This is a genomic window from Dapis purpurea BLCC-M126 (assembly GCF_050015975.1).
Lineage (GTDB): Bacteria > Cyanobacteriota > Cyanobacteriia > Cyanobacteriales > Microcoleaceae > Trichodesmium.
This window is the reverse complement of record NZ_JBNHER010000055.1, coordinates 1-26,472: the sequence shown is the minus strand read 5'-3', so window position 1 is coordinate 26,472 and position 26,472 is coordinate 1. Positions and strand designations below refer to the sequence as shown.

General features: G+C 37.3%; 18 protein-coding genes and 2 pseudogenes. 9 read left to right on the top strand and 11 right to left on the bottom strand.

What is annotated here, in order from left to right; translation table 11 throughout:
- Positions 1-117 precede the first annotated feature (117 nt).
- The 5 genes from ACP6PL_RS05285 (at position 118) to ACP6PL_RS05265 (ending at position 4,610) form a co-directional block, all read left to right on the top strand.
- The gene (locus ACP6PL_RS05285; RefSeq protein ID WP_426543291.1) at positions 118-411 is read left to right on the top strand and encodes a 2Fe-2S iron-sulfur cluster binding domain-containing protein; all 294 of its coding nucleotides are present in this window, start codon (positions 118-120) and stop codon (positions 409-411) included.
- Positions 401-1,414: an aromatic ring-hydroxylating dioxygenase subunit alpha gene (locus ACP6PL_RS05280; RefSeq protein WP_426543289.1), complete on the top strand. Its 1,014-nt coding sequence runs from the start codon at positions 401-403 to the stop codon at positions 1,412-1,414. Before ACP6PL_RS05285 ends, ACP6PL_RS05280 begins: the two co-directional genes overlap by 11 nt.
- 160 nt (positions 1,415-1,574) lie before the next feature.
- On the top strand, positions 1,575-2,306 hold the full coding sequence (locus ACP6PL_RS05275; RefSeq protein WP_426543287.1) for a sterol desaturase family protein: 732 nt from the start codon (positions 1,575-1,577) through the stop codon (positions 2,304-2,306).
- 104 nt (positions 2,307-2,410) lie between these two features.
- Entirely contained in the window at positions 2,411-3,025 is a 615-nt protein-coding gene (locus ACP6PL_RS05270) for an acyltransferase (protein ID WP_426543285.1), read from the top strand.
- Positions 3,009-4,610, top strand: a complete 1,602-nt coding sequence (locus ACP6PL_RS05265; protein ID WP_426543283.1) for a GH3 family acyl-acid amido synthetase — start codon at positions 3,009-3,011, stop codon at positions 4,608-4,610. Before ACP6PL_RS05270 ends, ACP6PL_RS05265 begins: the two co-directional genes overlap by 17 nt.
- Positions 4,611-5,163: 553 nt before the next feature.
- Here ACP6PL_RS05265 and ACP6PL_RS05260 read toward each other — a convergent pair.
- Positions 5,164-7,860 (bottom strand): bifunctional serine/threonine-protein kinase/ABC transporter substrate-binding protein, encoded by a 2,697-nt coding sequence (locus tag ACP6PL_RS05260; RefSeq protein WP_426543281.1) that lies wholly within the window; start codon positions 7,858-7,860, stop codon positions 5,164-5,166.
- A 500-nt stretch (positions 7,861-8,360) separates the two neighbouring features.
- Entirely contained in the window at positions 8,361-9,329 is a 969-nt protein-coding gene (locus tag ACP6PL_RS05255) for a DUF928 domain-containing protein (RefSeq protein ID WP_426543279.1), read from the bottom strand.
- A gap of 263 nt (positions 9,330-9,592) precedes the next feature.
- Between ACP6PL_RS05255 and ACP6PL_RS05250 the strand changes: the two genes are divergently transcribed.
- The 4 genes and pseudogenes from ACP6PL_RS05250 to ACP6PL_RS05235 all read left to right on the top strand — a co-directional run bounded on the left by ACP6PL_RS05250 (position 9,593) and on the right by ACP6PL_RS05235 (position 15,477).
- A complete protein-coding gene (locus tag ACP6PL_RS05250) occupies positions 9,593-9,940 on the top strand; it encodes a hypothetical protein (protein ID WP_426543277.1) in 348 nt (115 codons plus the stop codon).
- Positions 9,941-10,266: 326 nt separating this feature from the next.
- Positions 10,267-10,553 (top strand): annotated as a pseudogene (locus ACP6PL_RS05245) (CHAT domain-containing protein); the annotation flags it as partial.
- 713 nt (positions 10,554-11,266) lie between these two features.
- Positions 11,267-14,002: a bifunctional acetate--CoA ligase family protein/GNAT family N-acetyltransferase gene (locus ACP6PL_RS05240; protein WP_426543275.1), complete on the top strand. Its 2,736-nt coding sequence runs from the start codon at positions 11,267-11,269 to the stop codon at positions 14,000-14,002.
- 350 nt (positions 14,003-14,352) lie between these two features.
- A pseudogene (locus tag ACP6PL_RS05235) lies at positions 14,353-15,477 on the top strand (RNA-guided endonuclease InsQ/TnpB family protein).
- A gap of 600 nt (positions 15,478-16,077) precedes the next feature.
- Here ACP6PL_RS05235 and ACP6PL_RS05230 read toward each other — a convergent pair.
- The 9 genes from ACP6PL_RS05230 to ACP6PL_RS05190 form a co-directional block, all read right to left on the bottom strand.
- Positions 16,078-17,943 (bottom strand): response regulator, encoded by a 1,866-nt coding sequence (locus ACP6PL_RS05230; protein WP_426543273.1) that lies wholly within the window; start codon positions 17,941-17,943, stop codon positions 16,078-16,080.
- A 41-nt stretch (positions 17,944-17,984) separates the two neighbouring features.
- The gene (locus ACP6PL_RS05225) at positions 17,985-18,365 is read right to left on the bottom strand and encodes a response regulator (RefSeq protein WP_426543271.1); all 381 of its coding nucleotides are present in this window, start codon (positions 18,363-18,365) and stop codon (positions 17,985-17,987) included.
- Positions 18,358-20,463 (bottom strand): ATP-binding protein, encoded by a 2,106-nt coding sequence (locus tag ACP6PL_RS05220; RefSeq protein WP_426543269.1) that lies wholly within the window; start codon positions 20,461-20,463, stop codon positions 18,358-18,360. The genes ACP6PL_RS05225 and ACP6PL_RS05220 overlap by 8 nt, the downstream gene beginning before the upstream one ends.
- Positions 20,464-21,629: 1,166 nt before the next feature.
- A complete protein-coding gene (locus ACP6PL_RS05215) occupies positions 21,630-22,376 on the bottom strand; it encodes a phycocyanobilin:ferredoxin oxidoreductase (RefSeq protein ID WP_426543267.1) in 747 nt (248 codons plus the stop codon).
- A 196-nt stretch (positions 22,377-22,572) separates the two neighbouring features.
- Positions 22,573-22,851 (bottom strand): phycobilisome linker polypeptide, encoded by a 279-nt coding sequence (locus tag ACP6PL_RS05210; protein ID WP_426543265.1) that lies wholly within the window; start codon positions 22,849-22,851, stop codon positions 22,573-22,575.
- 29 nt (positions 22,852-22,880) lie between these two features.
- Positions 22,881-23,741 carry a phycobilisome rod-core linker polypeptide gene (locus ACP6PL_RS05205; protein ID WP_426543263.1) on the bottom strand — a complete coding sequence of 287 codons (861 nt, stop codon included), beginning with the start codon at positions 23,739-23,741 and terminating at the stop codon, positions 22,881-22,883.
- A 350-nt stretch (positions 23,742-24,091) separates the two neighbouring features.
- Positions 24,092-24,910, bottom strand: a complete 819-nt coding sequence (locus ACP6PL_RS05200; RefSeq protein ID WP_426543261.1) for a phycobilisome rod-core linker polypeptide — start codon at positions 24,908-24,910, stop codon at positions 24,092-24,094.
- Between the two features lie 133 nt (positions 24,911-25,043).
- On the bottom strand, positions 25,044-25,532 hold the full coding sequence (gene cpcA / locus ACP6PL_RS05195) for a phycocyanin subunit alpha (RefSeq protein ID WP_426543259.1): 489 nt from the start codon (positions 25,530-25,532) through the stop codon (positions 25,044-25,046).
- A 90-nt stretch (positions 25,533-25,622) separates the two neighbouring features.
- Complete coding sequence (locus ACP6PL_RS05190) at positions 25,623-26,141, bottom strand: phycocyanin subunit beta (protein WP_426543257.1); 519 nt, start codon at positions 26,139-26,141, stop codon at positions 25,623-25,625.
- Positions 26,142-26,472 lie beyond the last annotated feature (331 nt).

Sequence of the window (26,472 nt, the reverse complement as noted above, 5' to 3'; positions counted from 1 at the left end):
CTACCAAAAAAATCCTTAACTGTCTATAGAATCATCTATTTTTTCTATTCCTTCTTCAAAAAATCCTTAACTGAACTATATTGAATTCAAATATTATTCAAAAAATTAAGTAGATAAATGAATCAAAATACTTGCAATGTTAGCTTTTTCGACACAGAATATCCGACTTTAAAATTAGAAAAAAACTCTCAACTTTCTGAACATCTAACTGTTCAAAACTCTCCAGTATTATTTGGATGTCGAACGGGAATTTGTGGAACTTGTTTAATCGAAGTAGAAGGGGATATTCCACCACCAAATGCAGAAGAATTAGAAATACTAGAAATCTTCGCTCCTGGCAAAAAACAAGTCAGACTAGCTTGTCAAATCAAATTAACTAACAACATAAAAATAAAAAAATATGAAACTTGATAATTTTTGGTATATCGTTGCACTCAGTAAACAACTTAAGCCTGGTAAAATCTTGAGTCGAACCATATTAGGAGAATGGTTAGTAATATTTCGTGACCAAGAAGGAAAACCGGTTGTCTTGCGCGATCGCTGTTTGCACAGAAATAGTCCTTTATCTCATGGTAAAGTGAATACAGGTCAAATACAATGTCCTTATCATGCTTGGGTATACGATCGCAATGGAGAAGTTGTATCTATACCCGCAGAAGGAGATAATTTTAAACCATTAAACTGTCGAGTCAAACCTTATCAAACAAGAGAAGAAGACGACTATATCTACGTTAAACTTTCAGAGGATAATAAGTTTAATCCTTTTAGGATGCCTCATTACTGTCAAGCTGGTTGGGAAACAGTCAGAGTCATTAATCGTTTTCACAATAATATTACCAATTGCGTCGAAAATTTTATCAATATTCCTCATACCGTGACAGTACATCCAGGGATATTTCGCACCCCTCGGAAACAAAAACTCAAAATGACTGTACAACGGAAAAATGGAGCGGTATTTGTAGAATATCTTCAAGAAACGAATAATTTAGGTTGGTATGCAAAATTTCTCAATCCTAGTGGTTTAGAGATTAAACATACAGACAGTTTTTATATGCCTAATATTACCAGTGTTGAGTACAACTTAGGGAAAAATAGAAAGTTATTTATTACCAGTCAATCTATTCCGGAAACTCAAGACACAACTTTAGTTTATACCGACGTTACTTATAACTATGGAATTTGGAATAAAATTGCTCGTCCTTTTATCTACTGGACTGCTCAACATATTATTAGTCAAGATGTGAAAATTTTGAATCTTCAGCAAGAAGTTATCAAAAAATATGGAACTAATTTTGTTCATACTCCCTCAGACATTATTCATGTTTTTGTAGATTCTATTATTCATAAACTTCAGCATGGAGAAGATCCAAGTGAATTGAAAAATAAAACAGTAGATGTAAGTTTTTGGGTATAAATATTAAGAAGGAAGAAGGAATAAGGAAAGTAGATGAGTCTATAGCAATCCTTCATTGGTTGTGACAATTTTTATAATAATTAATTTGAGCTGAAAATCCTAAAAATTCTGACTCCTGATTCCTAACCACTACCAAAATATTATTAAATAGGATTGCTATATGATTGTTTTTATAACTTTTTGGGTTTTAATAATTTTCACTTTGATTCGTCAAGATATTCGGACAATAAGTTGGCAAGATTGGTTGTTAGATATTGTGGGGTTATTATTTCAAGGTTTAGTCATACCTATTTTGCAAATTACAGTCGTTTACCAAGGTTATAAAATGCTCTTCTCAGAATGGGAAAATTCTATAAATCTTGGTTCAAGTTTGGCTTTTATTCTCAGTTTTGTTTTAATTGATTATCTCTATTATTGGAACCATAGATTGTTACATACTCCTTGGTTGTGGCCTTTACATCAAGTGCATCATACTATGACACAAAGAAATGTTTTTGGAACTTCGAGAAATACGTTATGGACAAGTTTTTTTATTCTTTATCTATGGGTACATTCCTTGTTTATTTATCTACTCGCCGATCCAACTGGATATATTTTAGGAGTTAGTTTAACTTCAGCTTTAGATTTATGGAGACATAGCGAAATTGAACCAAAACCTAACAGTTTTATTACTCGTTTTTTATCACCTTGGTTGATTTTACCTCTCGATCATGCTTGGCATCATAGTAATAATTCAACCATCGGAAATTATGGTGCTAATTTAAAAATTTGGGATAGAGTTCATGGAACTTATTTTTTTCATGATTTACCACCAATTCATCTCGGAATTAAAACCAAACTTACGCTCATACAAAAATTTTTTTTCCTTTCATTTAGTAACTTTTACCTTTGATTAGAAAGAGATATTCAAACCAATAAATAATATTTAGTTTAAATATTTCTGACTCCTGATTCCTGACTCCTGTCTCCTGTCTCCTGTCTCCTGACTCCTAAGCTATGACTTTATTAAGTATTTTACTTTCTTGGTTTCCAACTGCATTAATCTTTCTCGCAATTGGTTCTTTAATCTCAATTTGCATTCATCCCAACTTTACGAATATATTATGTCTAATTTTTACACTTTATGGAATCCCACTAATTATCTATCGAATTCATAATATTTTTTATCCTATTGAACCAGGAGTCACCTATTTACTCGGTAAAAAATATTCACCTTGGTGGGGTAGCCATCAAATTCAAATCATATATATTGCCTTTCCTATTTTAGAAATAATCTTGCGTTTTATACCTGGATTATTTTCAATTTGGCTACGACTTTGGGGAGCAAAAATTGGCAGAAATATTTATTGGACACCCAAGTTAGAAATTGCCGATCGCGGATTAATTGAAATAGGTAATAATGTGGTTTTTGGCTACGGAGTTCAATTGTATTCTCACGTCATTAAACCCAAAAATGATAACCTAATGCTATATACCAAAAAAATCACAATTGGCAATAATGTTTTTATTGGAGCTGGTTCTCGTTTTGGTCCTGGTGTCAAGATAAAAGATGAAACATTTATTCCTGTAACTACAGATATATACCCTAATAAAAATGCGAATACTCATTAACTTATTGAGCAAAATATTAACTCCAATTGCTCAAAAATTTGAACAAAAACTGTTGCAACCAGAACAGACTCAAAAAGCAGTTCAAGAAGAAATATTTACTCGCTTTATCAAGAGCAAATATGGCAAAAATCTCGGCATAAAATCTCTAGAAGATTGGCAAAAAATTCCAATTATTAATTATGAAGATATCAAACAGTGGATAAAGCCTGTTAACGAAGTCAGAAGTCAGAACTCAGAAGTCAGAAGTGGTTTTTGTAACGGTGATTTACGCCCCGCTCCAAAAACATTTCGCCGATCAAGGCAGAGCTTTAAACCCAATTATTTTGGTAAAAATCAATTATTAAGTCCAGAAAAAATCATATTTTATGAAAAAACATCAGGTAGTAGAAGTAAAGCAAAATTAATTCCTTATACAAAATCTTTGCGAAAATCTTTTAATCAAATGTTTTGTATCTGGGCGCAAAACTTGATTAAAAACGGACCGAAGTTTATGACAGGAAAAATATATTTCTGTATTTCTCCTGAATTTGAAGAGAATCAGAATTCTTTAGGATTAGAAGATGATTCAGAATATTTAGATTCTTGGTTGAGACTGTTATTAAGTCCTTTTCTGATTATTTTACCTAAACGTTTCAAAACTGTTGAAGAATTTAAAGAGGCACTTTGTTTAAAACTCCTCGAAACAGAGCAATTAGAAATTTTATCAATTTGGAGTCCGAGTTTTTTGAAAATACATCTTGACTATATTCAAACTCATCATCAAAAACTCGCAAATAAATTAAAACATCGGATTTCAGATAAACGTTATCAGTTATTACTACAATCGCAAATATCTTGGACACAACTCTGGCCACACCTAAAATTAATCTCCTGTTGGGATAATGCTTACTCGAAGGAACCCGCAAACTATTTACGACGCTTATTTCCAGAGACACTGGTACAAGGTAAAGGATTATTAGCTACAGAAGCACCTATAACTGTACCTTTAATTCAAGCTTCTGGATGCGTACCCTTATTAGATGAAGTATTTTTTGAGTTTGAAGCTAGCGATCGCCAGATATATCAACTGCATCAACTCACACAAAATCAGATATACTCTGTCATTATTTCCCAGAAAGGAGGATTATACAGGTATAAAATTGGTGATCGTGTTTTGGTGACAAAGTTTTACTTGAATACTCCTTGTCTAGAGTTTATTGGTAGAGAAGGAAATACAAGCGATTTAGTGGGAGAGAAATTACACGAAGATTTTGTAGCTGAGGTGATGAGTCAGTTACCACTTAAAGATATTTTTTTCAAGAGTCTAATTCCCATAAATAGTTCCCCACCCTATTATCTCTTAGTTGTTGATAGACTTGATCGGCATCCTTCAGAAATTGCTCAAAATTTAGATCGACTTCTCATGCAATCCTACCATTATCGCCAGGCTCGATTATATGGTCAATTATCACCTGCACAAGTTATCATTTCTCCAGATATGCTGGAAAATATTTTACGCGAGAAAATAGCTACTGGAAAGAAATGGGGAGATATCAAACCTGAAATTTTAATGATGGAGCATGAGTCTTCATTAATTAATAATTAACAATTAATAATTAGAGCTTGCTGAATAATCATAAAAGCATTGAAATATAAAGGTAAGTGCCTTTTTAAATCTAAAAAGAATGTAGAGCCTCTCTGTTAACGCCATCGCATCCTACTCATGCGAGCAAACTACTACTTTTTCTCTTTAAATAGAAAGGTTTAAACCGAATTGATTAATTATCAATTATCCATTGGTAATAGACAAGGTTACTATTGATGTAAAAAAGCATAGAAACCGGGTTTATATTAAATAGTTAACCAAACTAACATATACCTCCCATGATGTAAAAAAGCATAGAAACCGGGTTTATATTAAATAGTTAACCAAACTAACATATACCTCCCATAAACCCGGTTTCTTATAACACTTCCGTTGCCAAGCGGATTTGATATAAGTAATTATACTAATTCACTTTAAAGATATCACAAATAGTTTCAAACTTTAAATGTCAAATAATTGCCTGAAACTGTTGTGAGTGTCAAAGTTTTTAGCCTATCAAATCTGGCATTCTGAATTCTAAATTCTGAATTCTGAATTCAGTCAAACGTTATTACTACTCCAACTCCTCACATTCCAAAAGATTAAATTGACTAACAGGATAATCTAAGGGCAAAAACGTATAACCCAATGGTGAACAACTAGATTTAACTACCTGAGTAAAACTAATTCTTGACTCTTGCCGATCGCCATTAGGTAAAAAAGTTATTTCACCTGTAGCACCGTAGGAACTAAAATTTTCACTTGCTAAAACTTGTTGTAGGGCGATACGATTTAATTCTTTTCGTTCCGGAAGTGACTTTAAAGCTGTAATCAAAGCTTGAACAGAATCATAAGCAAAAGCTGTACGCCAACTCACAGCACCTCCCCAAAGTTCTTTTGCTTGCTGAGGAAAATCTAGATTAGGGCTATTTAAACTGTGCCAAGGTGTAGCTACTACAAGATTTCTCTCTGCTTCGTCAGCACCAAACTTGAGAGTATAATTATTATAAAGACTATCTCCAGCAACGATGGGTAAATTCAACTGCCAATTTGCTTTTATTACTTCTATTCCTTTAGCTAAAGTGAAAATATCTGGTAATAATACTATAGCTGTAGCCTTTTGTTTATTTGCTCTATCTATAGCTGCACTAGCATTAAAAGCAGTTCTCGATAAATCGAATTTGTCATCCAGATCTTTAACTATTTTGCCACGGCCTGCGGTGAAACTGAGAGTAAATTGATTTTTGAGAGATTCACTATAAACATCGTTAGGTATATGAAATAAAGCTACTCTTGGCTGTTCATCTTCAGATTGACTAATTAGGTAACTAGCCATTGCTTGAGCCATTGTCGCATCAGATGGAATCATCCGAAACAAAAAATTATTACGATTAGATAATTTAGAAGCATTAGCAGTAGGAGTAATTAATACGAGTTTATTATCTTCATAAATTGGAGCTACTTTCATAGTAATTTGACTTGAAAGATGACCAACTACAGCTAAAACTTGACCATTTGCAGCCAAAGCATTTGCTATTCTAACTGTTTGTGTAGAAGAATCATCCGCAATAATCACAATTAAACCCCTACCTCCGATCCGGCGATCGCTTTGGTTAATTGCATTTTGAGCTTGAGCAACTCCCCGTAATATTTCTAAACTATAGTTGAGCGATCGCGAATCACCTGTCATTGGTACTGCAACAGCTATAGTGTAAGCTTCAGTATTATCAGCAGCCAATTTAGCATTATTTAGGTAAATTAGAGTTTCTGGATCGTTAATTTGTTTTTTTCTAGCTGCTTCTAAGAGTGTAACTGCTTGGAGATAATTACCATCAGCAAAAGCTTTGACTCCTTCTTCTTTATCTTTTGCTGCCGAACCAGGAATTAGAATTTCTTCGCCACAACTTAATTTGTCACCAAGCTTTAAAGGGCAAGTTGTTGGTGCTTCAGGTAAAAAAGCAATTAAAACAGCTATTACTCCCAGTGTTAATAGAGAAATCTTGCCTAACCATTTGTTAGGTCGAGGTGTAGTTTTTTGAGATTTACCCTTGAAGTTAAGTAGCTTTGACTGGAGTAGTCGGGAATAAGACTGGTTTTCAATTACAGGAGTCTGTTGTTGATTTTGGGTGGGTTTAAGTTCAACTTCCGTTTCTGTTTCTGTTTCTGTTTCTACTTGTTGCTTACATTCAGCCAGACGTTCGAGAATATCTTCGGTTGTTTGGGGACGACACTGAGGCAAATTAGTCATCATCTCATCAATTAAATCTGCTAATGTTTTTGAGATTTGAGTAGCATGGTCTCGCCAAATTAATGTACCAGTTTGAGGATCTGTGGGCAACTTGGTAGGATTTTCAGCAGTTAGTAAATAAACTAGAGTCCGACCAATAGCAAAGAGATCTGACTGTCTTGTTACTTTCCCTTCATATTGTTCTGGAGATGTGTAACCTAGAGAAATAATTCCAGTAACATCTTTGCCTTCTACTTGTCTTAAATATGTTTCTGTAATTTGTCTAGTAGCGCCAAAATCAATTAATGCTAATTGACCCCAATCTTGTTTTTGGGAGTCTTGCTGATTTGCCGTATGATTTTTTTTGTTTTCAACTTCGCTTTTATCGCCCTCTGTTGCTCTGAGTGTTTTTGTATTATTTCTTAGTTGTACAACATTTTTGGAAGTCAGTGAGATTGGGGATAAATTTTCGACTTTCGTTTCTCTATTTTTTGACTCAACTTGGTTACTCTGTGACAAATTATCAGATACTATCTGTTGCGCAATAGTATTATTTTGATTTTGTGCTGTTGAAGTACGCAGAATGATATTTGTTGGTTTAATATCCCGGTGGATGCAGTGATACTGATGGAGTTTGCTAATAATTTCTACTAATTGTGTTAGCCAAGCGATCGCTTGCTCTTCTTCTATAGGTTGATTATGATGATTTTGTTTTAGCCAGTCAGATAGATTTATCCCCTCGATTTTTTCCATTACTAAACAGTGTAATGGCCCTATATCTTCTGTTGACTCAATAAAATATGCTTCCGGTTCCACTTCTGGTAATCCAACATCGTGCAATTGTGTTAAAACATTTGCCTCTTGTTCAAACAGAGAAATGACTTGCTCCATTTCTTCGTCATCTATTGCTTTTGGTACTTGCAATATTTTCATAATTTTTCTTGTACCACTATCATCAACTTCCCAAGTTTGACCAAAACCACAGTCTCCTAGTAGTTGAATCGCTTGATAGCGGTCTTGTAATATTTGTCCAGGATTAATCATCAGTTATCAGTTAGCCTCTTGCAGAGGAACTACGTTAACAGTTATCAGTACCTCCTGTAATAGGGAGGTAAAAAAATCCGAAATTTCCTTTTTTATCCCCAGGCTAAAGCATATAGGAATCGAAGGCACTTTCTCACAAGGCATTAGAAGAGCAAGCTGGCGTCAATCTGGATATACAACACTTCCCGATGTTATGAGGTACACATTTAGCGAGCAAGATTCTGGCAACACAAGAGTTTTACTATTTCAACTTGTACTTCATTTGTCCGAAATCTGGTGTATCGGTTTAGCTAAAACACATTGACAACATATTTTGATTCAGCAGGACTAAATTTATACCGTGTCAATGATTGGTTGAATGATGTTCCTCATTTTACCTGGGTAGACTTTTGCCTTTTGCCTTCTCTAAAAGCCTGGGATTGTTTCCTTCTATTCCATTCCAGTCGCTATAGACTTTATAGTGAGTCATCATCTAAACATGATACAACTGATCACTGTTATTATACATCACCTAAATCACAACAATCTTGAATTGGCTCCTCAGTCCATTTATAACTTGACTGACTGAAATTACCTCCTTCAGATAAACTATCCCCAAATTTTTCTAATAAACTATTCCATCTATCCTTAACCTCTAAATTATCAGGATTACTCCGGCGTAAATTTCCTAATTCTGTAATAGTCTCATGCCACAAATCATTTTTTTCATAAATATCAATTTTGTCCATAACAGTTTCAGCAGACTCTAGCTCACTCATCAAACTATCACTTGCTGGCACTCTTTTAAGAACTCCCTTAACCAATAATTCCTTGTCTCCACAATTCAAAGTAAATACCCAACTATAGGTTTGTAGATCATCCTCAGCTACCTCTAAAGATGGTGCAGCAGGGGGTAATTTAAAATTAATAAATCCTCCCTCCGATTCAATATTAAATTTAGTCTGATAAATTTGTTCCTCAGAATAATTATCTACTAAATTGAACTTAATATAACCGCTCGAAGGAGGAACATACAACCAAAAATTCGGATGACTTGCCAAGGTTTTTTCCCATTGATTACGTTCATTAATTAAAGCTAAAAAAGACTTTTCATTTTGAGCACAACTGCCACCGTTAGACTTCACTCCACCACGAGTCCCCCCAGGAATTCTCCTACCATCTCGCATCTTAATTTCTCTATCTCTATCCGCAACTTTATATCCAACAAAGGTTTGAAATTCAGAGAGAGGAGGTTGTGCGACCATAAATTTATCTGTGATAGCTAAGGTATTTTCCCATAGTTGAATAGCTTGATTGTTACCCACTTGTCGAGATACAGTAGTTTGCCGAACAGGTCGATCAAATTCCTCTATTTTGCCAGACGTTTGACCTAGCACAGGTAGTTTCATTGCCCCTACTACTGGTTGGAGTATTCCTACACTTAGTCCACAAATGCCAATAATAACAACACCAAATACTTTAATTTTCATTATTTTTTCCCTTTTTCAAAAAATTATCTAACTTCTGCTTAATTATAAGTCAAATCTAATTATTTTTCTACTATGTCCGATTACTTATAAATGTTTTAAGAGGTATTTACTACCTTAGATTTGGCTTTGGCTTGTGGATCGATAGCCTTTGACAAATTTCACTGAAACTTTGGAAGCATTTCTCACGGGTATTTCTTACAACTTTTTTTGTTGGCTACAAGAGAATCAAAACCTTGTTGCTCAACATAAAGCCAATCTAGGATTTGTTTAGGGTTAAATTCAGGTATAATTGCTTTCCTATAAAGGATTTAAGTTATTTTACTTTACTTTTTTTCAAAAGTAAAGCTAACAATATTCAAACCGTAGAAGGAAACCAAAATATTGGCAATGTTACTCAAACTGCCGGGAATAATGCCACCAATATTCAAACCGCAGGTGGTCAGCAAAATCCAGGAGAAATTAATCAAACTTTTGGTAATGAATCTATCAATATTCAGAAAGATAGAGTTAATCAAAATGCGGTTGATTTGTTGGTATTGTCTGCTTGTCGCACTGATGTTGGAGACAAAAATGCGGAATTAGGGTTTGTCGGGTTAGCAGTCGCAGCATGAGTAATATCAAATCCGGTTGAATACTTATTATATGGTTGGGGGGATGGGGAGATGGGGGCATGGGAAGATGGGGAGATGGAGACAAACCCGTAAACACTCTCCGGTGGGGAATTTAGCGAGATATCTATTAAAGTAATTGAAAAAATTATCAACACATATCCTATGATATCAAATCCGGTAGTATCGGTATAAAAAAGCAGAGAAACTGGGTTTATATAAAATGCCCACTATACTGATATCTGTCTCCCATAAACCCGGTTTCTTATAACACCGAAGCCAACGGATTTGATATGACCAGATTCTATGTGCAATTAACCGGATTTGATATAAAGTCAGCTTTAGCTAGTATTTGGTATGTGAGTGATGAGGGTACGTTGGGGTTGATGACGGAGTTTTATACTCATTTGAATAATACCAAGATTAAGGCAGAAGCGTTAAGAAAAGCACAGTTAGCAATGTTCGAGGGTAGGTAGTTATTGCAGATGGGGAGTTAAGGAGAAGTGGAGCGCGTGGTGTAGTAGTGTTGCCATCGGCGTTAGGAAATATTGTGAATCAAGATGTATCTCATCCTTATTATTGGGCGGGGTTTACTATGGTTGGTAGTCCTTGGTAGGGTAAAATATAGCGCTATATTTTACCCTAGTAATACAAAGTCAGTTTAATTCTCCATAGCTCCGCCTTCCCCAGTCTTCACAAATTAAACTATAGCATTTCTAAAGCTACAAAAACTTTGAAATTACTCTTGAAAATGCCAACATCAAGATTAATCTTTCTTTTGTTATATGAAATACAAAAAATTGTGCAAATATACGAATCTACTCATCTCCGTATCCCTCTATCAATCTTTGGTAGCAAACATTAACGTATTTCATATTAGACTCATGCTTAAGAGATTAGCGTTTTTGGCTGTCGAAATGCTGCGGGGCATATTTGCGTCATTCCGGAGGAAAGGAAAAGGGGGAGCCCAGCGGCAGCTATATCGCCAGATTGTCGAAAAAAGATTCCACATGGGTTCTATACTCTCTCAGAAAAATCCCACATAGGTTCTATAAATAACTATTTTTTGAGATTTTACATCTATATGAATTTGACTTTTTAGATGATATTTAATAAGCTATTTTCTTTCAAGAAAAAATATATTTTTCTGCATGAAAAGTAATCCATTTTAATATTGATTTAAGAATATTCGGCGATTTAATCCCTTGACAAATACAGAACTTGTAAGCAAAATCAAATAACTCAAATTTTCGGTTACACTTGAAGAGAAAGCTATCAAAAAATAAATAAAAATTAAATAAAGATTAACTTCAAAACAGGGAACTAAAGATGATACAAACCATACAAACAACAGATCCAACTTATGATATTCTGAGAGCAGAACGACAACCCCTAACTTCAATATTTGCCCCAAAAAGTGTGGCCGTAATCGGTGCTACCGATAGAGTCGGCAGTGTGGGTCGCACAATCCTCTGGAATCTTATGAGCAATCCTTTTGGGGGTACAATTTTTCCAGTTAATCCCAAGCGCCATAATGTGCTAGGAATTCCCGCTTATCCAAATATTAAAGCTATACCAGAACCAATTGACTTAGCAATTATTGCCATTCCAGCTCCCATGGTTCCTGATGCTGTGCGTAACTGTGTGGAAGTCGGAGTTAAGGGCGCAATCATTATCTCCGCAGGATTTAAAGAAATTGGACCAGAAGGCATAGAATTAGAACGACAAATTATGGCAACAGCCAAAGGCAAAATGCGACTGATTGGTCCTAACTGTTTAGGACTAATGAACCCCCATAGTGGACTAAACGCAACCTTTGCTAGCACTATGGCAAACCCAGGCAACCTTGGTTTCATTAGTCAGAGTGGAGCATTTTGTACAGCCGTTCTCGACTGGAGTTTCCCTGAAAACGTAGGCTTCAGTGCATTTATTTCCATAGGTTCAATGCTAGATTTAGATTGGGGCGACCTGATCTACTATCTTGGTGACGACCCCCATACCAAAAGTATTGTCATCTATATGGAATCTATTGGTAATGCGCGGTCATTCCTGTCTGCTGCTCGTGAAGTAGCATTGACTAAACCAATAATAGTGATTAAAGCTGGTCAAACTGAGGCTGCTGCGAAAGCTGCTGCTTCACATACAGGGTCACTCACAGGTAGTGATGAAGTTCTAAATGCTGCCTTTCGTCGGTGTGGGGTGCTGCGGGTGAATCGCATCTCTGAATTATTTAATATGGCAGAAGTGATGGCAAAACAGCCACGGCTACCGAAAGGACCGAAACTAACGATTATTACTAATGCCGGAGGGCCAGGAGTGTTGGCTACCGATGCCCTGATTGCTACTGGTGGAGAACTTGCACCTCTGGCAGAAGAAACAATTGCTCAACTGAATGAATTTCTCCCCACCCACTGGAGTCATGCTAACCCTATTGATATCCTTGGTGATGCTGACCCAGAGCGCTATCGTAAAACTTTAGAAGTAGCAGTTAAAGATCCTAACACTGACGGTTTGCTGGTGATTTTGACTCCTCAAGCAATGACTGACCCCACTCAAACAGCAGAACAATTGAAGCATTACGCCCAGACTGCTAAAAAACCAGTATTAGCAAGTTGGATGGGAGGAGATGAAGTAACTACAGGTGAAACTATTCTCAATCGTGCTAGTATCTCCACTTATCGTTATCCAGATTCTGCTGCCAAGCTATTTAATTTTATGTGGCAGTACAGTTATAATTTGCAGGGTATTTATGAAACGCCATTGCTAGCACAAGAACAAGAAAGCGGTCCAAACTGTTCTATAGTTGAGCAAATTATCAAAACTGCTCAGGATGCAGGCAGAAATATTCTCACAGAATCAGAATCAAAACAAATTTTAGCTGCTTATGGTATTCCTATTGTACAGACCTTGGTTGCCAAAACTGAGGCTGAAGCAGTAGAACGTGCTAATATAATTGGTTATCCAGTGGTGCTGAAACTGTTTTCCGAGACAATTACCCATAAAACTGATGTGGATGGTGTACAGTTAAATCTTAAAGATGCAGAAGCAGTAAAATGGGCATATCAAAATATTCAAACCTCTGTAACTGAGAAAGTGGGGTCTGAGCATTTCCTGGGGGTTACAGTGCAGCCAATGTTAAGTTTAGACCGTGGCTATGAGTTGATTATTGGTAGTAGTATTGACCCGCAGTTTGGTCCGGTGTTAGTGTTTGGTACGGGTGGGCAGTTGGTAGAGGTATTTAGAGACCGGGCGATCGCTCTACCTCCTTTGAATACAACTCTAGCTTGCCGGATGATGGAACAGACAAAAATTTATCAAGCGCTCAAAGGAGTAAGAGGAAGGAAAGCTGTAGATTTGGCAGCGCTGGAAAAGCTCTTGGTGAAATTTAGTCAGTTGGTGGTAGAGGAACCGTGGATTAAGGAAATTGATATTAATCCTCTGTTAGCTTCTTCAGAAAGATTGATTGCTCTGGATGCAAGGATAGTTCTCCATGACAAGAGCGTGGGTGTAGAGAAATTGCCATCATCAGCTATTCGTCCGTATCCTACTCAATATATAGAACCTTGGCAAATGAGAAATGGCGAGGAGGTGACTATTCGCCCTATTCGCCCAGAGGATGAACCCTTAATTGTTCAGTTCCACAAAACGTTGTCAGAGGAAAGTGTGTATTTGCGTTATTTTAATTTTCTGAAGTTAAGTCGGCGCATTGCTCACGAACGGTTAACTAGGATTTGCTTTATTGATTACCATCGGGAAATGGCATTGGTGGTAGATTATAAAAATCCAGAAACAGGAAACCATGAAATTTTAGGAGTGGGTCGCTTGAGTAAGTCACATGGGGTGAATGAGGCAGAATTTGCTATGTTGGTGAGCGATCGCTATCAACGTCAGGGGTTGGGTACTGAGTTACTGTTGCGATTGGTGCAGGTAGGTCGAGATGAGAACTTAGAGCGAATTGTTGCTACGGTTTTAGCTGAGAATACACCTATGCAGCGAGTCTGTCAGAAGGTCGGTTTTCATTTGCAACGTGGTGCTGGTGTAGTAGAGGCGAAAATAGATTTATAGTTTTGACAATTTTGCTAAGTAGGGTTTGCTGATTAAATATCAAAGCATTAACAGATAAAGGTTTGAGCAATTTTAGGTCTGGAAAAAGTACGAGCTTTTCGGTTGGTAGAGCTGAAAAAGTGAGCATTTTGGAGTAACGGGAGGCAGAAAAATCAAGGGACAATTTTCCGACTACTTTCTTTAAATGTCCCATCCCTCCTGACTCCTGACTCCTGACTCCCACCCTCACCCTAAAGAGTTTTTCAGGAAACCCTAAGTATTGGGAATAGGGAGCATTGACTTAATCAAAGAAAAACGATATAATGCGTATTAAAGCATACTAGCACGCGATTAATTGCACTTGCTCGCTTATGAAATCAATTCATACCAAGCTCAAGCTTAATAATAAGCAGAAAACCATGATGGCTCAACACGCAGGTTATTCCCGATGGGTGTATAACTGGGGGTTAAGTTTGTGGAATGCTGCTTATCAGGACGGTTATAAGCCCAACACCCGTAAACTCAGAGAGGTTTTTACCAATCACACAAAACCTATGAATCCTTGGATGAAAAATCTTTCATCTAAAGTTTATCAGTACGCTTTCATCAATTTGGGTGAAGCATTTAAGAGGTTCTTTCAAGGGTTAGGTAAATATCCAAAGTTTAAGAAAAAAGGTAAGTCTGATTCTTTCACAATAGATAATAGTGGAAAACCAATAGAACTAAATGGTTGGTGTCATAAATTACCTTTTATTGGTTGGGTAAAAACTTATGAACCCATTGAAGCAACAACTCAAAAAATCACCATTAGCAGACAAGCGGGTTCATGGTATCTAAGTTTAGCTTTTGAATTTACTCCAACTTCAACACCAAAAACTACTGATACTGTAGGCGTCGATTTAGGGGTGAGAACACTGGCGACACTAAGTACCCGTAAAGTGTTCCCAAGCATTAATCCTTACCGTACAGCTCAAGATAAACTAGCAAAATTACAACGCAAACTGAGTAGGAAAGTAAAGCATTCCCATAATTGGCACAAAGCTGTAATCAAGCTGGCTAAACAGCACAGACGAGTAGCTAGCATCCGCAAAGATGCACTTCATAAATTGACAACATATTTAGCCAAGAACCACGGCACTGTTGCAATAGAAGACCTAAATGTATCTGGAATGTTTCGCTGCGCGACATGAAAAGCAAACCATAAAGTAGCTAAGTCAATTGCAGACCAAGGTTTTTATGAGTTTAGGCGACAGCTTGAATATAAGTGTCAATGGTACGGATCTGAGTTGGTAGTCATTGATAGATTTTTCCCATCGTCAAAGACTTGCTCAAACTGTGGTCATGTTCAAGATATGCCTTTGAACATCAGAACTTATGACTGCCCAGAATGTGGCATATCCATAGACCGCGATCTGAATGCCAGTATTAATTTGCGAAATGCGGTGGGCTCGGTCGTCAATGCCTGTGGAGGTCCTGCTGCCGACAGTTCCGATTGAAGCAGGAAGTAAACAGTAGAATATCACGCTATGTGACGTTTTATATCGGTTTTATAAAGCAGAGAAACAATAAGTTTCACGGTAGTTGAACTGCTAATCTCCCTCCTTGTTTGCTAACAATTATTTATTGGAGATTTCTATTTTAATTCTTAAACCAATAATACCAATTTGATCAATGTTTGCTACAAATAGTTGGGGAACTTTTTAGAATCCAGGATTCAGGAGTCCTGATTCAGGATCAAGGAATCAGAATGAATAGCTTATATCTCATTTTTTAACTGGTAAATCATATTTTTTTCAAAGATAAATCTCCTTTCATTAATGGATAATTGATAATGGATAATTGATAATTACCTCTGGTTAAAACCGAGAGGATTGAATATAAGGAAATATTATTTCTTTTTTTCCTCTTGAAAGAGGAGGCTTTAAACCTGAATTATTTAATTAATAATTAATAATTAATAATTATTCGGTAAAATATTTTTATTGCCCTTAATATTCGTAATATTCTTTTTTTAAATTGGTATAATACATACTTCAATCATTTATTTTTGTCCTTTTAAGCTTTTGCAACAATAAATGTAGGTTAATAATAAGTACTCAATTAGACATGATATTAGAATCAGCAAGATGATGAAGAATGCGGTCGGCAAGTTGTTTGCCAACAATGGGTTTAGGGACTAATTCGTCAGCACCACTGGCAAATACTTCATCACGCATATCTACTCCTGTATGAATACTGAGATACAATACAGGTAATCTAGACCAGCAAGCATAACTCCGAAGCACTTTACATAATTCAATTCCACTCAAGTAAGGCATTTCGATATCCAGTACCAGTAAATCCGGGTTGACAGCTTGCAGTACTTCCCAGAATTGGCGAGGATCGTCTAAGGTAGTAAGTTTGAAGCCCCAAGGTTCCAGTAAATCAGGTAAAACTCTTAATAATTCTACATCATCGTCTACAATCATTACTTTTTTGCCCCAAGAAGAATGTTCTAGAACTTTTTGGCAAAAAGAAATCGCTTCAGATGCAAGAAGTGGTTGTTTGAGGTACAAGGCACCTCCATGTCGGGCTACAAGTAGGCGGTCTCGAAAATGATCGCGATCGGCAATAATAATAACTGGGATTGATGGTACCAGTAACTTGAATTCGGCAATTAGGGATAAACGCTCCTCTAAATCTTTGGAATTAGCTCTCGATCCAGTCAAAGATAATCTCAGGAGAACGGCATTGGGAAGTAGGCGATCTTGTAACCCTTCGAGCCAAGTTCTAGCTAACTCTGGGGTGGGCACCACTACCATTTGGATTCCTTCAGAAATCGCTTTTTGGCTTAACAGTTCAGTAAAATTTCGGTCGTCGTCAATGACTAACAATAAAGGACAATGTTTTGTCAGTCGGCTGGATATTTTATGAGAGGGATTGTCTTCTATAGCCAGTTGTACAAGTAAATCATTGAAAATAGTTTGAAAGCTTAGTAGTTGTCCTTTTTCTTCCTGTACAGTTTTTTGCAGGAGTTCTTCTAGTTCCCTGGCAAGCTGAGAGCATTCATCAAAGCCAAAAATGCCCAAATTTCCTGCTAAATTATGGGCACTTAATCTCGCTTCTTTTCGTTTATTAGGGCTAAGGTAGCCATTTTTCCAAGCCTGAAGAGCTTCTTCTAAAATAGCTAATTGTTGGTGACACTTGTTTCTATATCTATTCCAGGCTGTACTCAGTGCTGCTAGATGTCGTGCTTGCTTATCAGCTTTATCTTCAGGTTGAAGTGGTAAAAAATTTCTCCCTAACTTGTTATTCTGGGGTCGAGGCTTTAAATAATATCCTCGTCCTCTTAATGTTTCAATCGGATCTTCAGGTAAACCAGCTAATTTTAATTTTTTGCGCAAGTTTCTCAGATGGGAGCGAACAGTTGCTTCAGAAATATATTCTACCGACGGCCATAAACTTTCAAGAATGTCTTCGATGCCAAAAACTTCTTGACTATGGCGCATGAATAACTCCAGTAACTGATATTCTTTAGCTGTTAGTAAGATCGAATGTCCTTGATAGATAACTTGACAATTAGATGGATTGAGTTCTAAGTCTCCCCAACTTAATAAGGGAGAACGAGAGTTTGAACGACGCAACAAAGCTCGTATGCGAGCAGCCAATTCTTCAACATCAAAAGGCTTGCAGAGATAATCATCTACTCCAGCATCAAGTGCTCTAATTTTCTCGGGGCTGCTATTGCGGACTGTTAGTAAGAGGATTGGCATATGATAGCCATGCTTACGGAAACGCCGACATAAACTAAGTCCATCTAGTTTAGGTAAAGACCAATCGAGGATAATCAGATCGTAAGGATAAGTCGAACCATAAATCCATCCTTGTTCTCCATCAGTAACAGCATCAAGTGCATAATTTTTGAGAGTTCTTTGGAGTATATCGATTAAAATTTCCTCATCATCAACAATTAATAGTCTCATAGATCGTTACCTAATAAACAATTATGACTGGAGCAGCCTAATTACAATTCCCATTCCAGTATTTTTGCTATTCGAGTTGCTAGAATCATGGAGTTAAAAGGCTTGGTAATTACGCCAGCAACTCCTATACTTGGAAACTGGTTTTTATTTACAGCTTGGATTTTAGCTGTTAGAAAAATTACGGGAATCGATTGAGTATGGGAATTAGCTTTTAACTTCAACAAGGTAGAAATTCCATCCATATCTGGCATCATCACATCGAGAAGAATAGCATCAGGCTGTCGGAGTTTAGCAATATCGATTCCTTCTAAACCAGAGGAAGCAACGGAAACTTCCCAACCAGATTCAATCTCGATTCCGAGTTGTACAACTTCCTGAATCGTTTCTTCATCATCAATTAGTAAGATATGTTTATCATTCATAGCAACCTCCGCTCTCCTCTATAACTAAAGGTAGAGTGAAATAAAAAGTACTACCTTTTCCCAAACAGCTTTCTGCCCAAATTTTCCCACCGTGTTCTTCAATGATTTGACGACAAATGGTTAGTCCCAAACCTGTACCTCCTTTTTTACGAGAATCAGAAGAGTCAACTTGCTGAAAACGCTCGAAGATAGTTTCTAGTTTATCGGCTGGAATACCTTGTCCTTGATCTTTGACTTCAAAGGTTACATAAGAAATTTGTTTTTCCCTGCCGCTGCTCTGTTGTGGCGGTTCCATTTTTGCCGACAAGAAAACAGTGCTGTTTGGAGGAGAAAATTTAATCGCATTGCTCAATAAATTAGTGAGAGTTTGAACAATATAGTCACGATCGGCCCAAACTAGAAAAGCAACAGACTTACTGAACAGGTTAACCTCGTACTCTTGAGCCATAGCTTGCATAGTTTGGCAAGCTTCAATCATTAATTCCATTGCTTGGCAAGCTTTTTTGTTCATTTTGACTTTGCCGGATTGAATGCTCTGTAAGTCCAGGACATTGTTAACTAACCGCACCAGACGATCGGTTTGTTCATCAGCAATCCTTAGCATTCGTTGTCCTTTATTACAAAGATTTCCGAGTTTTCCCGTTGCGAGAATTTTCAGGGAACTGTGAATAGAGGTTAATGGGGTGCGTAATTCATGGCTGACAACGGAAATAAACTCGTCTTTCATCCGTTCAATGGCCTTGCGATCGCTAATATCACTGATGAGTGAAAAAAATCCTTTGACTGTATCTTTTTCTTGTTTGTCAATGTGGGGAATATAGCTAACGTTAACAGTGTGGAGATGTTCGTCTTGAAAGGTAGTCTCATTTTCGTAAGTTATCATTTTCCCCGATAGTGCCATCTCTACATATTCTTGAATTTTATGGTATTCCTTTTTCCCATGAACTTCCTGAAGATGAGAGCCATAAATCTTAGTGGGAGACAATCCTAACCAGGTTTGGTAAGCTTTGTTATTAAAGCGATAACACTGGTGTTTATCCACATAAGCAATTAAAACTGGCAGTCCATTGGCGATGAGACGGAGCTTTTCTTCGCTGCGACGCAAAGCCGCTTCGGCTGACCTACGATCGTTAATTTCCTGTTGGAGATTCGTGTTGGCTTGTCTTAATTTAGTTGTACGTTCGGCGACAAGTCCTTCAAGATTCTCTCGTAATTCTGCTTGGGATAAAGCAATCCCGATTTGAGATGCTAATTGTTGCATCATCTCTAACTCAAAGTCTTTCCACTGTCGCGTTGTTTGACATTGATGGGCAATTAACAAACCCCATAGTTGATTGGGGGCTTTTGCTTCATTAGTGACTGATTGAATAATTGGTACGACTAACTTGGCTTTCACCATCCATTCATCCATAAATTCAACCAAGCATTCAGCTACACCCGCCTCGCTCCCATGTAAATCAGAGATTGCTTGAATTCTTCCCTCTGCGTAAAGTTTTCGATACTCTTCAGGAAAGACTTCTTCGGGAAACTCTATGGCCAGAATCGGCGCAACGTTCGGTAATACGGCTTCGCTAATAGTTATTCCAGTTCCATTAGACAAAAGCTGGTAAATTAGCACCCGATCAGCTTTGAGAATTCTTTGGACTTCGGTAACGGCAGTTTGTAGAATTTCTTTCAGTTGCAGGGATTGATTAATTTTGAGGGTAACTTCCGAAAATAACTTTACTCTTTGATGTTGGTGGTGAAGTTCTTCAGATGCTAGTTTGAGTTTGGTTACATCTCTGAACATCAACAATTTGTAATTGGGCAATAAATTCTTGACTAGCTTGCACTCAAGGGTTTTTATCTGGCCATTGGGAGATTTGACTTGAACTTCTTCACTGTTTGCCTCCTCTTGTCCCTCAAAGGAACCGATAACAAAGTCAAACATTGATTGCCCAATCAATTCATCTCTAGTGAAACCCAACAAGTTACAAGCCGAGAAATTGACTTCTACCAGACGATTCTGAGAATCAGCAATGATAATGGCATCAAAGGAGTGTTCCAATATAGTTTGGAACAATAATTTCTCTATGGAAAATTGTCCTTCTACATCCATAATCCTGTAAAAAAATTCAACTTAGCTTAATTATTGTTAATTCATCTTAACTCAAATTAGACTTTCTTAGAGCAGATTTATGAAAACTTATTAATAAATCTTAATATTTATTATAATAGTTTTGATTAATCTAATATAGATCACAACTATTAGATCTGTAATTTATCAAGCTTTACCGAATAATTAAGCTTTAAAGCCTATCCTTTAAAGAAAAGAAAAAATTTTCCCTACCGCGTCAATCCTCTTACTTTTAGGGAGAGGTAATTATCAATTATTGAAGGATACTTATATCATGTGCCCCCGAAGGGGGCACATAATATTAATAAGTACCTAAACAAAATTATTTACCTATTCTAATTATCTAGGATTTTAAAAATGTCAAGAATTCAGTTTCTATAGATTTTTGTATACTTGCTTATATTTTTGTTTTTGTAGTTGATCTTTGTGAAAACTGTTATAAATCGCATCAGGCTTCCAACCAGGAGCATTATCCCAAAAACCTAAAAAGCTTCGGGAGGAAGTTAGCCAGCCCGTTTTAACGGCTGCTTGAATAACGACACGCGGATTTTAACCGGGAGTGAAGTTCTGCTATAATAGAAATAGCAAGTAATATCATGTCCGGATAATCAGCGATCAAAAAGTTTTTGTTTGTAGTAGGGCTTCAGCCCGATATATACTTAGGGCTGAAGCCCTACTAAGAACTGTAATTATAACTATTCAACCGGACAAGATATAAGAACAAGTTTTGTCGCCATCATCTCTAGCTAGTGCGGTGAAATTCCGGTGGACAGGAGACGGGGAATTGAGTTCATACGAAGGCTGTTTGCGTAGCATTCCGTAGGAAAAGCAAGCAGGCAGCGAGAGTAGCAATTTATTGCTCCAACATATTGAGTAAAACCACTCGTGAAAGCTATTCAAAAAAAGTAAGCTAACAGCTAGACAATAGTCTATGCCGAGAAGCCTAGAAATCTTTTGACAGGCTTAAAGCAAATGTGGATTTATGAGGGGCTGCGTGCGGAATTTACTTCGGCACTTTAAACGCCCCGTCCCATTTGCGGTGGGTTAACCGCAGAATCCAGAGTGTTTCAACCCCTGGAGATGTCAAAATAATCCTATTCTGACTTCTGAACTGGAGAAGGCTTGTAAATCAAAAGGACAGCACAATACTAAACAGCATGGGGAGAATCAAATAACATACTCGTCAAATATCGGTCAGTCCACGCTTGGCCTAAAGACTTTTCCAGAACTCGTCGTGTCTTGTCATTTTGTTGCTGCTTAGTGCAATAATTATGTTGTCCTGCCAAAATTTCAGCAAGCTGAAAGGGAGATACTACAGGAGATGTAGAAAGAGCAATTTGACAGTGCAGAGTGAAAAAGTGTTCCACTTGTTCAAAAAAAAGCATTTCTTCCCTAGAATCAACAGGACGTATAAAGATACAAAATTCTGAGAAAATATCTCCCCATGATGGTAGTTCCCGAGGTTGAGAAAACTTAACATCTGGTAGATTAGCTAAGACATTTCGATAAGAATTTGATAAAGTACGCTGGCTGTTAATCGGAGAGAGATCGACGATAGCCGCTCCAATTCCTGCTTGAGTCCCAACTAGATCTACCCCAAATATTGGTAGGGGATAATTAGGTCGGGGGAACATGACGCAGTGGAGAATATTCAGACCATTACCAACTTTGGCCAACTCCAAGTGCAACTTACGAAACTGATATGTTTGATAGCAACGATTTTCTATAATTAGTTTTTCTCCATCTAAACTTCCCTCCACATAACCGAGACCTTCTGGTATGTCGTAGGGGTATAGATCGAAATAACTTTCCCAACTCATTTCAATAAAGTTGGCCAATTGACTGAAGAGAATAGGTTGAGTTTCTCTGAGAGAGGATGGAGTAGTTGCCAGCATAATATTAATATTATTTTGAGTCTATTTTATTAAATTTATGTTGATAATTGGGGATGAAAAAAATTATGGCGATCTCCAGAAAGGCTTATTTCCCTGACAAGCAAAGATATTGCTTCATCACCAACTTGAAGGCTGTGGATAAGAATAGTCTTTCTGAAAAATCACCAAACATGATTACTAAATTGAAAATTGCCAATTACTCAGAAGTCTCACTCTCTGATACTTCCTGTAAAACCTTCTCTGATACCTCAAGAGGACGAATATTGACAATTTTACCTCCCATACGACCAATCCTCACCATTTCGTCGTTCATGCGATCGTAAGGGACTTGAATAAACATACTGCTACTGCTACGAAAAGGATAGTCATTGTTATCGTTTTCGCCATTTTGTCTTAATCCAGTTACCTCATAAACAAAGGTGCGATTTTTTGAAGGTGAGCTGGATCTCCCACCCATTAAAGATTTTCCCAACATATTTTCAAGCTCTACTAATATTTCAATTGCTATGCCAGAGTGATACTAGCTACTTTACCACCCATTTTGTTAATTTTTTGGAGGGTGTCTGATAATTGATCGTAAGGAACGAACCATGCTTTACTAACCCGGCGTACTTTAGGATATCTTGGCAGATTCATACATGATACCTCTATCCGATAAACACGATCGCCCCAGTTTGAATTTTTAAAGGCTTTATTAGGAGCAATACCTTGGTTTGAAGCTTTATAAGCCCAGCCTTCACCACTACCTGATGGGATTACTACTGCCGACGCACTATTACGACCTAGGTCTTTTGCTAACCGAGATTGTTTACCATAAATCTGGGAGTTATCGCTATTGGCATAGCCTCGATATAGCTGAAACATTCGGGGAAAACCGACAGTTTTCTGTCCTTGTTGGGTAGAAAAACCTCGATAGTAAGGAACAATGTTGTCGCCAAAATTTTCCTCGTATTCAATTGAGTCGATATATGAATCAATATCTACCTCAAAGCCTTTGTTTTGATAAAGATCAAGATGGTAAATTACTTCTGATTCGTCATAAGGAGCGCGACCAAGCAAATGTTTAATATTTAACTCAATCACCCTGGTTTGGAAACTGTTGTAAAGGAACTTCGACTTATAGAGTTCTGATTTAGCTACAGCTCGAACAAAGTCCCGTACAGTAATTGAGCCATTGCATAACAATGATTCTTCTCCCTTAAGGCGCTCAAAAGCCATAATGTATTCATTGCCAAAAACTTGTCGATAAACCGATTTAATAATCAACTGAACATCTTCTTGGCTCCAGTTAGGACGTAATTCTGAGGGTTTAAAATCGCTAAAGGCAGAAACTCCTAAACGAGGTGCTGCTGCTGTAATTGCCACTTATTTGTCTCCTGTAAATTTATAGAATAGATTTGAAATTGTGGGAAGTTTATACCAAATTCAAAAAAGCTATGAACTCATACTTCTGAACTACTTGCGACTGACCAATTTATTACAAACCGGGTTTATGATAGATATATGTCAGTATCAAGAAGGTTCTAATATAAAGCCGATTGCTATAACTTTTTTCACTGGCGCGATCGTGAGTTTGTTTAACCTGATTTGATCGGGAGTTACGCATAAGGAATGAAATATCAACATTTGAAATTGCTTTGCTGTCGCTCGCAATGACATAAATGCGTTATTTTGCGTAAGTTATGTTGATATAATAAGCTTCAAGAACATTAGTATTAAGCATTAGTAATACTAAGTACCTGACAGTTACGCTGATTAATTTTTTGTAGGGTTACGGAAAGTCTGTCATAAGGAACAACATACTCACTAATACTGCGTCGAATTTGCACGCCTCGTCCTCGTGCTGCTTGAGTTACCCGTAGTCGATAGAGTTTTCCACCTTCAGTTACCGTAGCACCTGTGAGTTCTCGTCCCGTGTTTGAGGTATAAACAGGAGTAGCTAAATTACGGGCTAAATCGTAAGTTAAGCGAGGGCTACCGCTATTACCTTGGGCACGATCGCTATTAGCATAACCCCGATATAGCTGAAATATTCGGGGAAAGCCGACAGTTTTCTGTCCCTTTTGGGTAGAAAAACCTCGATAGTAAGGAACTATATTCTCGCCAAAACTTTGAATGTATTCATCAGAGTCGATGTAGGAATCAATATCCGCTTCAAAGCCTTGATTTTGATAAATATCGAGATGGTAAATAATTTCGGATTCATCGTAGGGAGCGCGGCCTAGCAAGTGTTTGATATTTAACTCAATCGTTCTAGGGTGATAATTGTTATAGAAAAATTTAGACTTGTATAATTCTGATTTAGCGACTCCTCTGACAAATTCGCGGACTGATATCGAGCCATTACATAATAGAGATTCTGCACTGGTAAGACGTTCAGATGCCATCAAATGTTCGTTGCCCATGACGTGTCGGTAAACAGCTCGAACCGCCTCCATTCCTTCTTCCGGAGTCCAGTTGGTACGGAGTTCGACCAAACTGGCATCACTAAAGGCAGAGGTTCCCAGACGAGATGCCGCCACTGTAATTGCCATTATATTATGCTCCTAATTTTATTAAAATCTTTTCTTTTTTTATACAAAATATTGCTCGTAATGACAAGAAACCATACTAACCTTACTCAATAGCCATTATAGCCACCTGCCATTACAAGCAAATCAGTAAATTTTAGCTCAAAGCGTTGATGGCATAATCCAGATAGGAGTTAGCCTCAACAGCTTGATCGCCAGTCAAACCATGGTTAGCCTTAATATATTTGAGAGCTTCAACATACCAACTGGGAGATAGTTCAAAAGTTCGATTGATTTCGTCAATACCACTAAGCAAATATTCATCCATTGGTCCAGTACCTCCGGCAACTAAGCAGTAAGTTACCATGCGTAAATAGTAACCAATATCACGAGCACATTTGTCTTTACCACGTTTATCGGCAGCATAGTTGGCTCCTTCCATTTGAGTAGTGTAAGGAAACTTTGCGTAAACAGCATTGGCTGCACCTTGAACTAATTGCTCAGATTTGGTAGTTAAAGCTTTAGCTGCTTGTAAAGCAGTAGTAGCTTGACGGAAACGACCAAATGCTACTTGAATTTCGGTGCTGCTGAGGAAACGTCCTTGAGAATCAGCAGAGGAAAGGGCTTCAGTTATGGGGGTTTTCATAATTTTTTATCTCCCGATTTTTTGCTAAATTTTTCTAGAAAAGGCGTTGCAATTGTATTGAATTGCTTGTTACATCAAGATAGAGGTTAACTAGGAAACTGCCGCTGCTGCACGATCAAAGTAGCCAGCAATTTCAGATTGCAGGGAGCTACAATCTCCTGAAGTGATTCCAGTTGGGTCCATTACAATGGAAATAGCAGCATCCCTCATCTTTTGGACACCAACAGCCACAGAGGCACCAGGTGTTCCAAGAGCTAGATAAGTTTCCCGCAGTCCATTAAGACAACGATCTTCTAAAACACTTGCATCTCCACTAAAAATGGAATAAGTAACATAACGGAGAATGATTTCCATGTCACGCAAACAAGCAGACATCCGACGGCTGGTGTAAGCATTTCCGCCAGGAGCAATCAACTGAGGTTGTTCTTCAAATAAAGAACGAGCCGCGTTAGCAACAATTGTCTGACTATTACTGGTAATACGGTTAACAGCATCCATCCGCTTATTCCCATCTGCCACCATTGCACTTAGAGCATCAAGTGTAGATGTGGACAAATATTCTCCACGAGTATCTGCTTGAGATATAACTCGGGTAAAGGCATCAAACATAAAAGTTTCTCCTCAATAATTTTAACCAGTGGTTTTTGTATCTGGTGATTATTTAAGCAAAGTCTTTGTGCAATTTTCGTGCAATTTTAAGACTTAAAAGTGAAGTTTTATTGCTTTTTATGAACAAAAATTTCATACTTGAACATAGTCAAATAGACATCTCCGAAAAAGAAATAAGTATTGTTCATTAATTGATAATTGATAATTGATAATTGATAATTGATAATTACCTCTGGTTAAAACCGTTCGGGAATTGAATATAAGGAAATATTATTTCTTTTCTCTTGGTCGATTGGATATGGCGTTAGCGTTAGCGGCTCTGCAAGAGCGG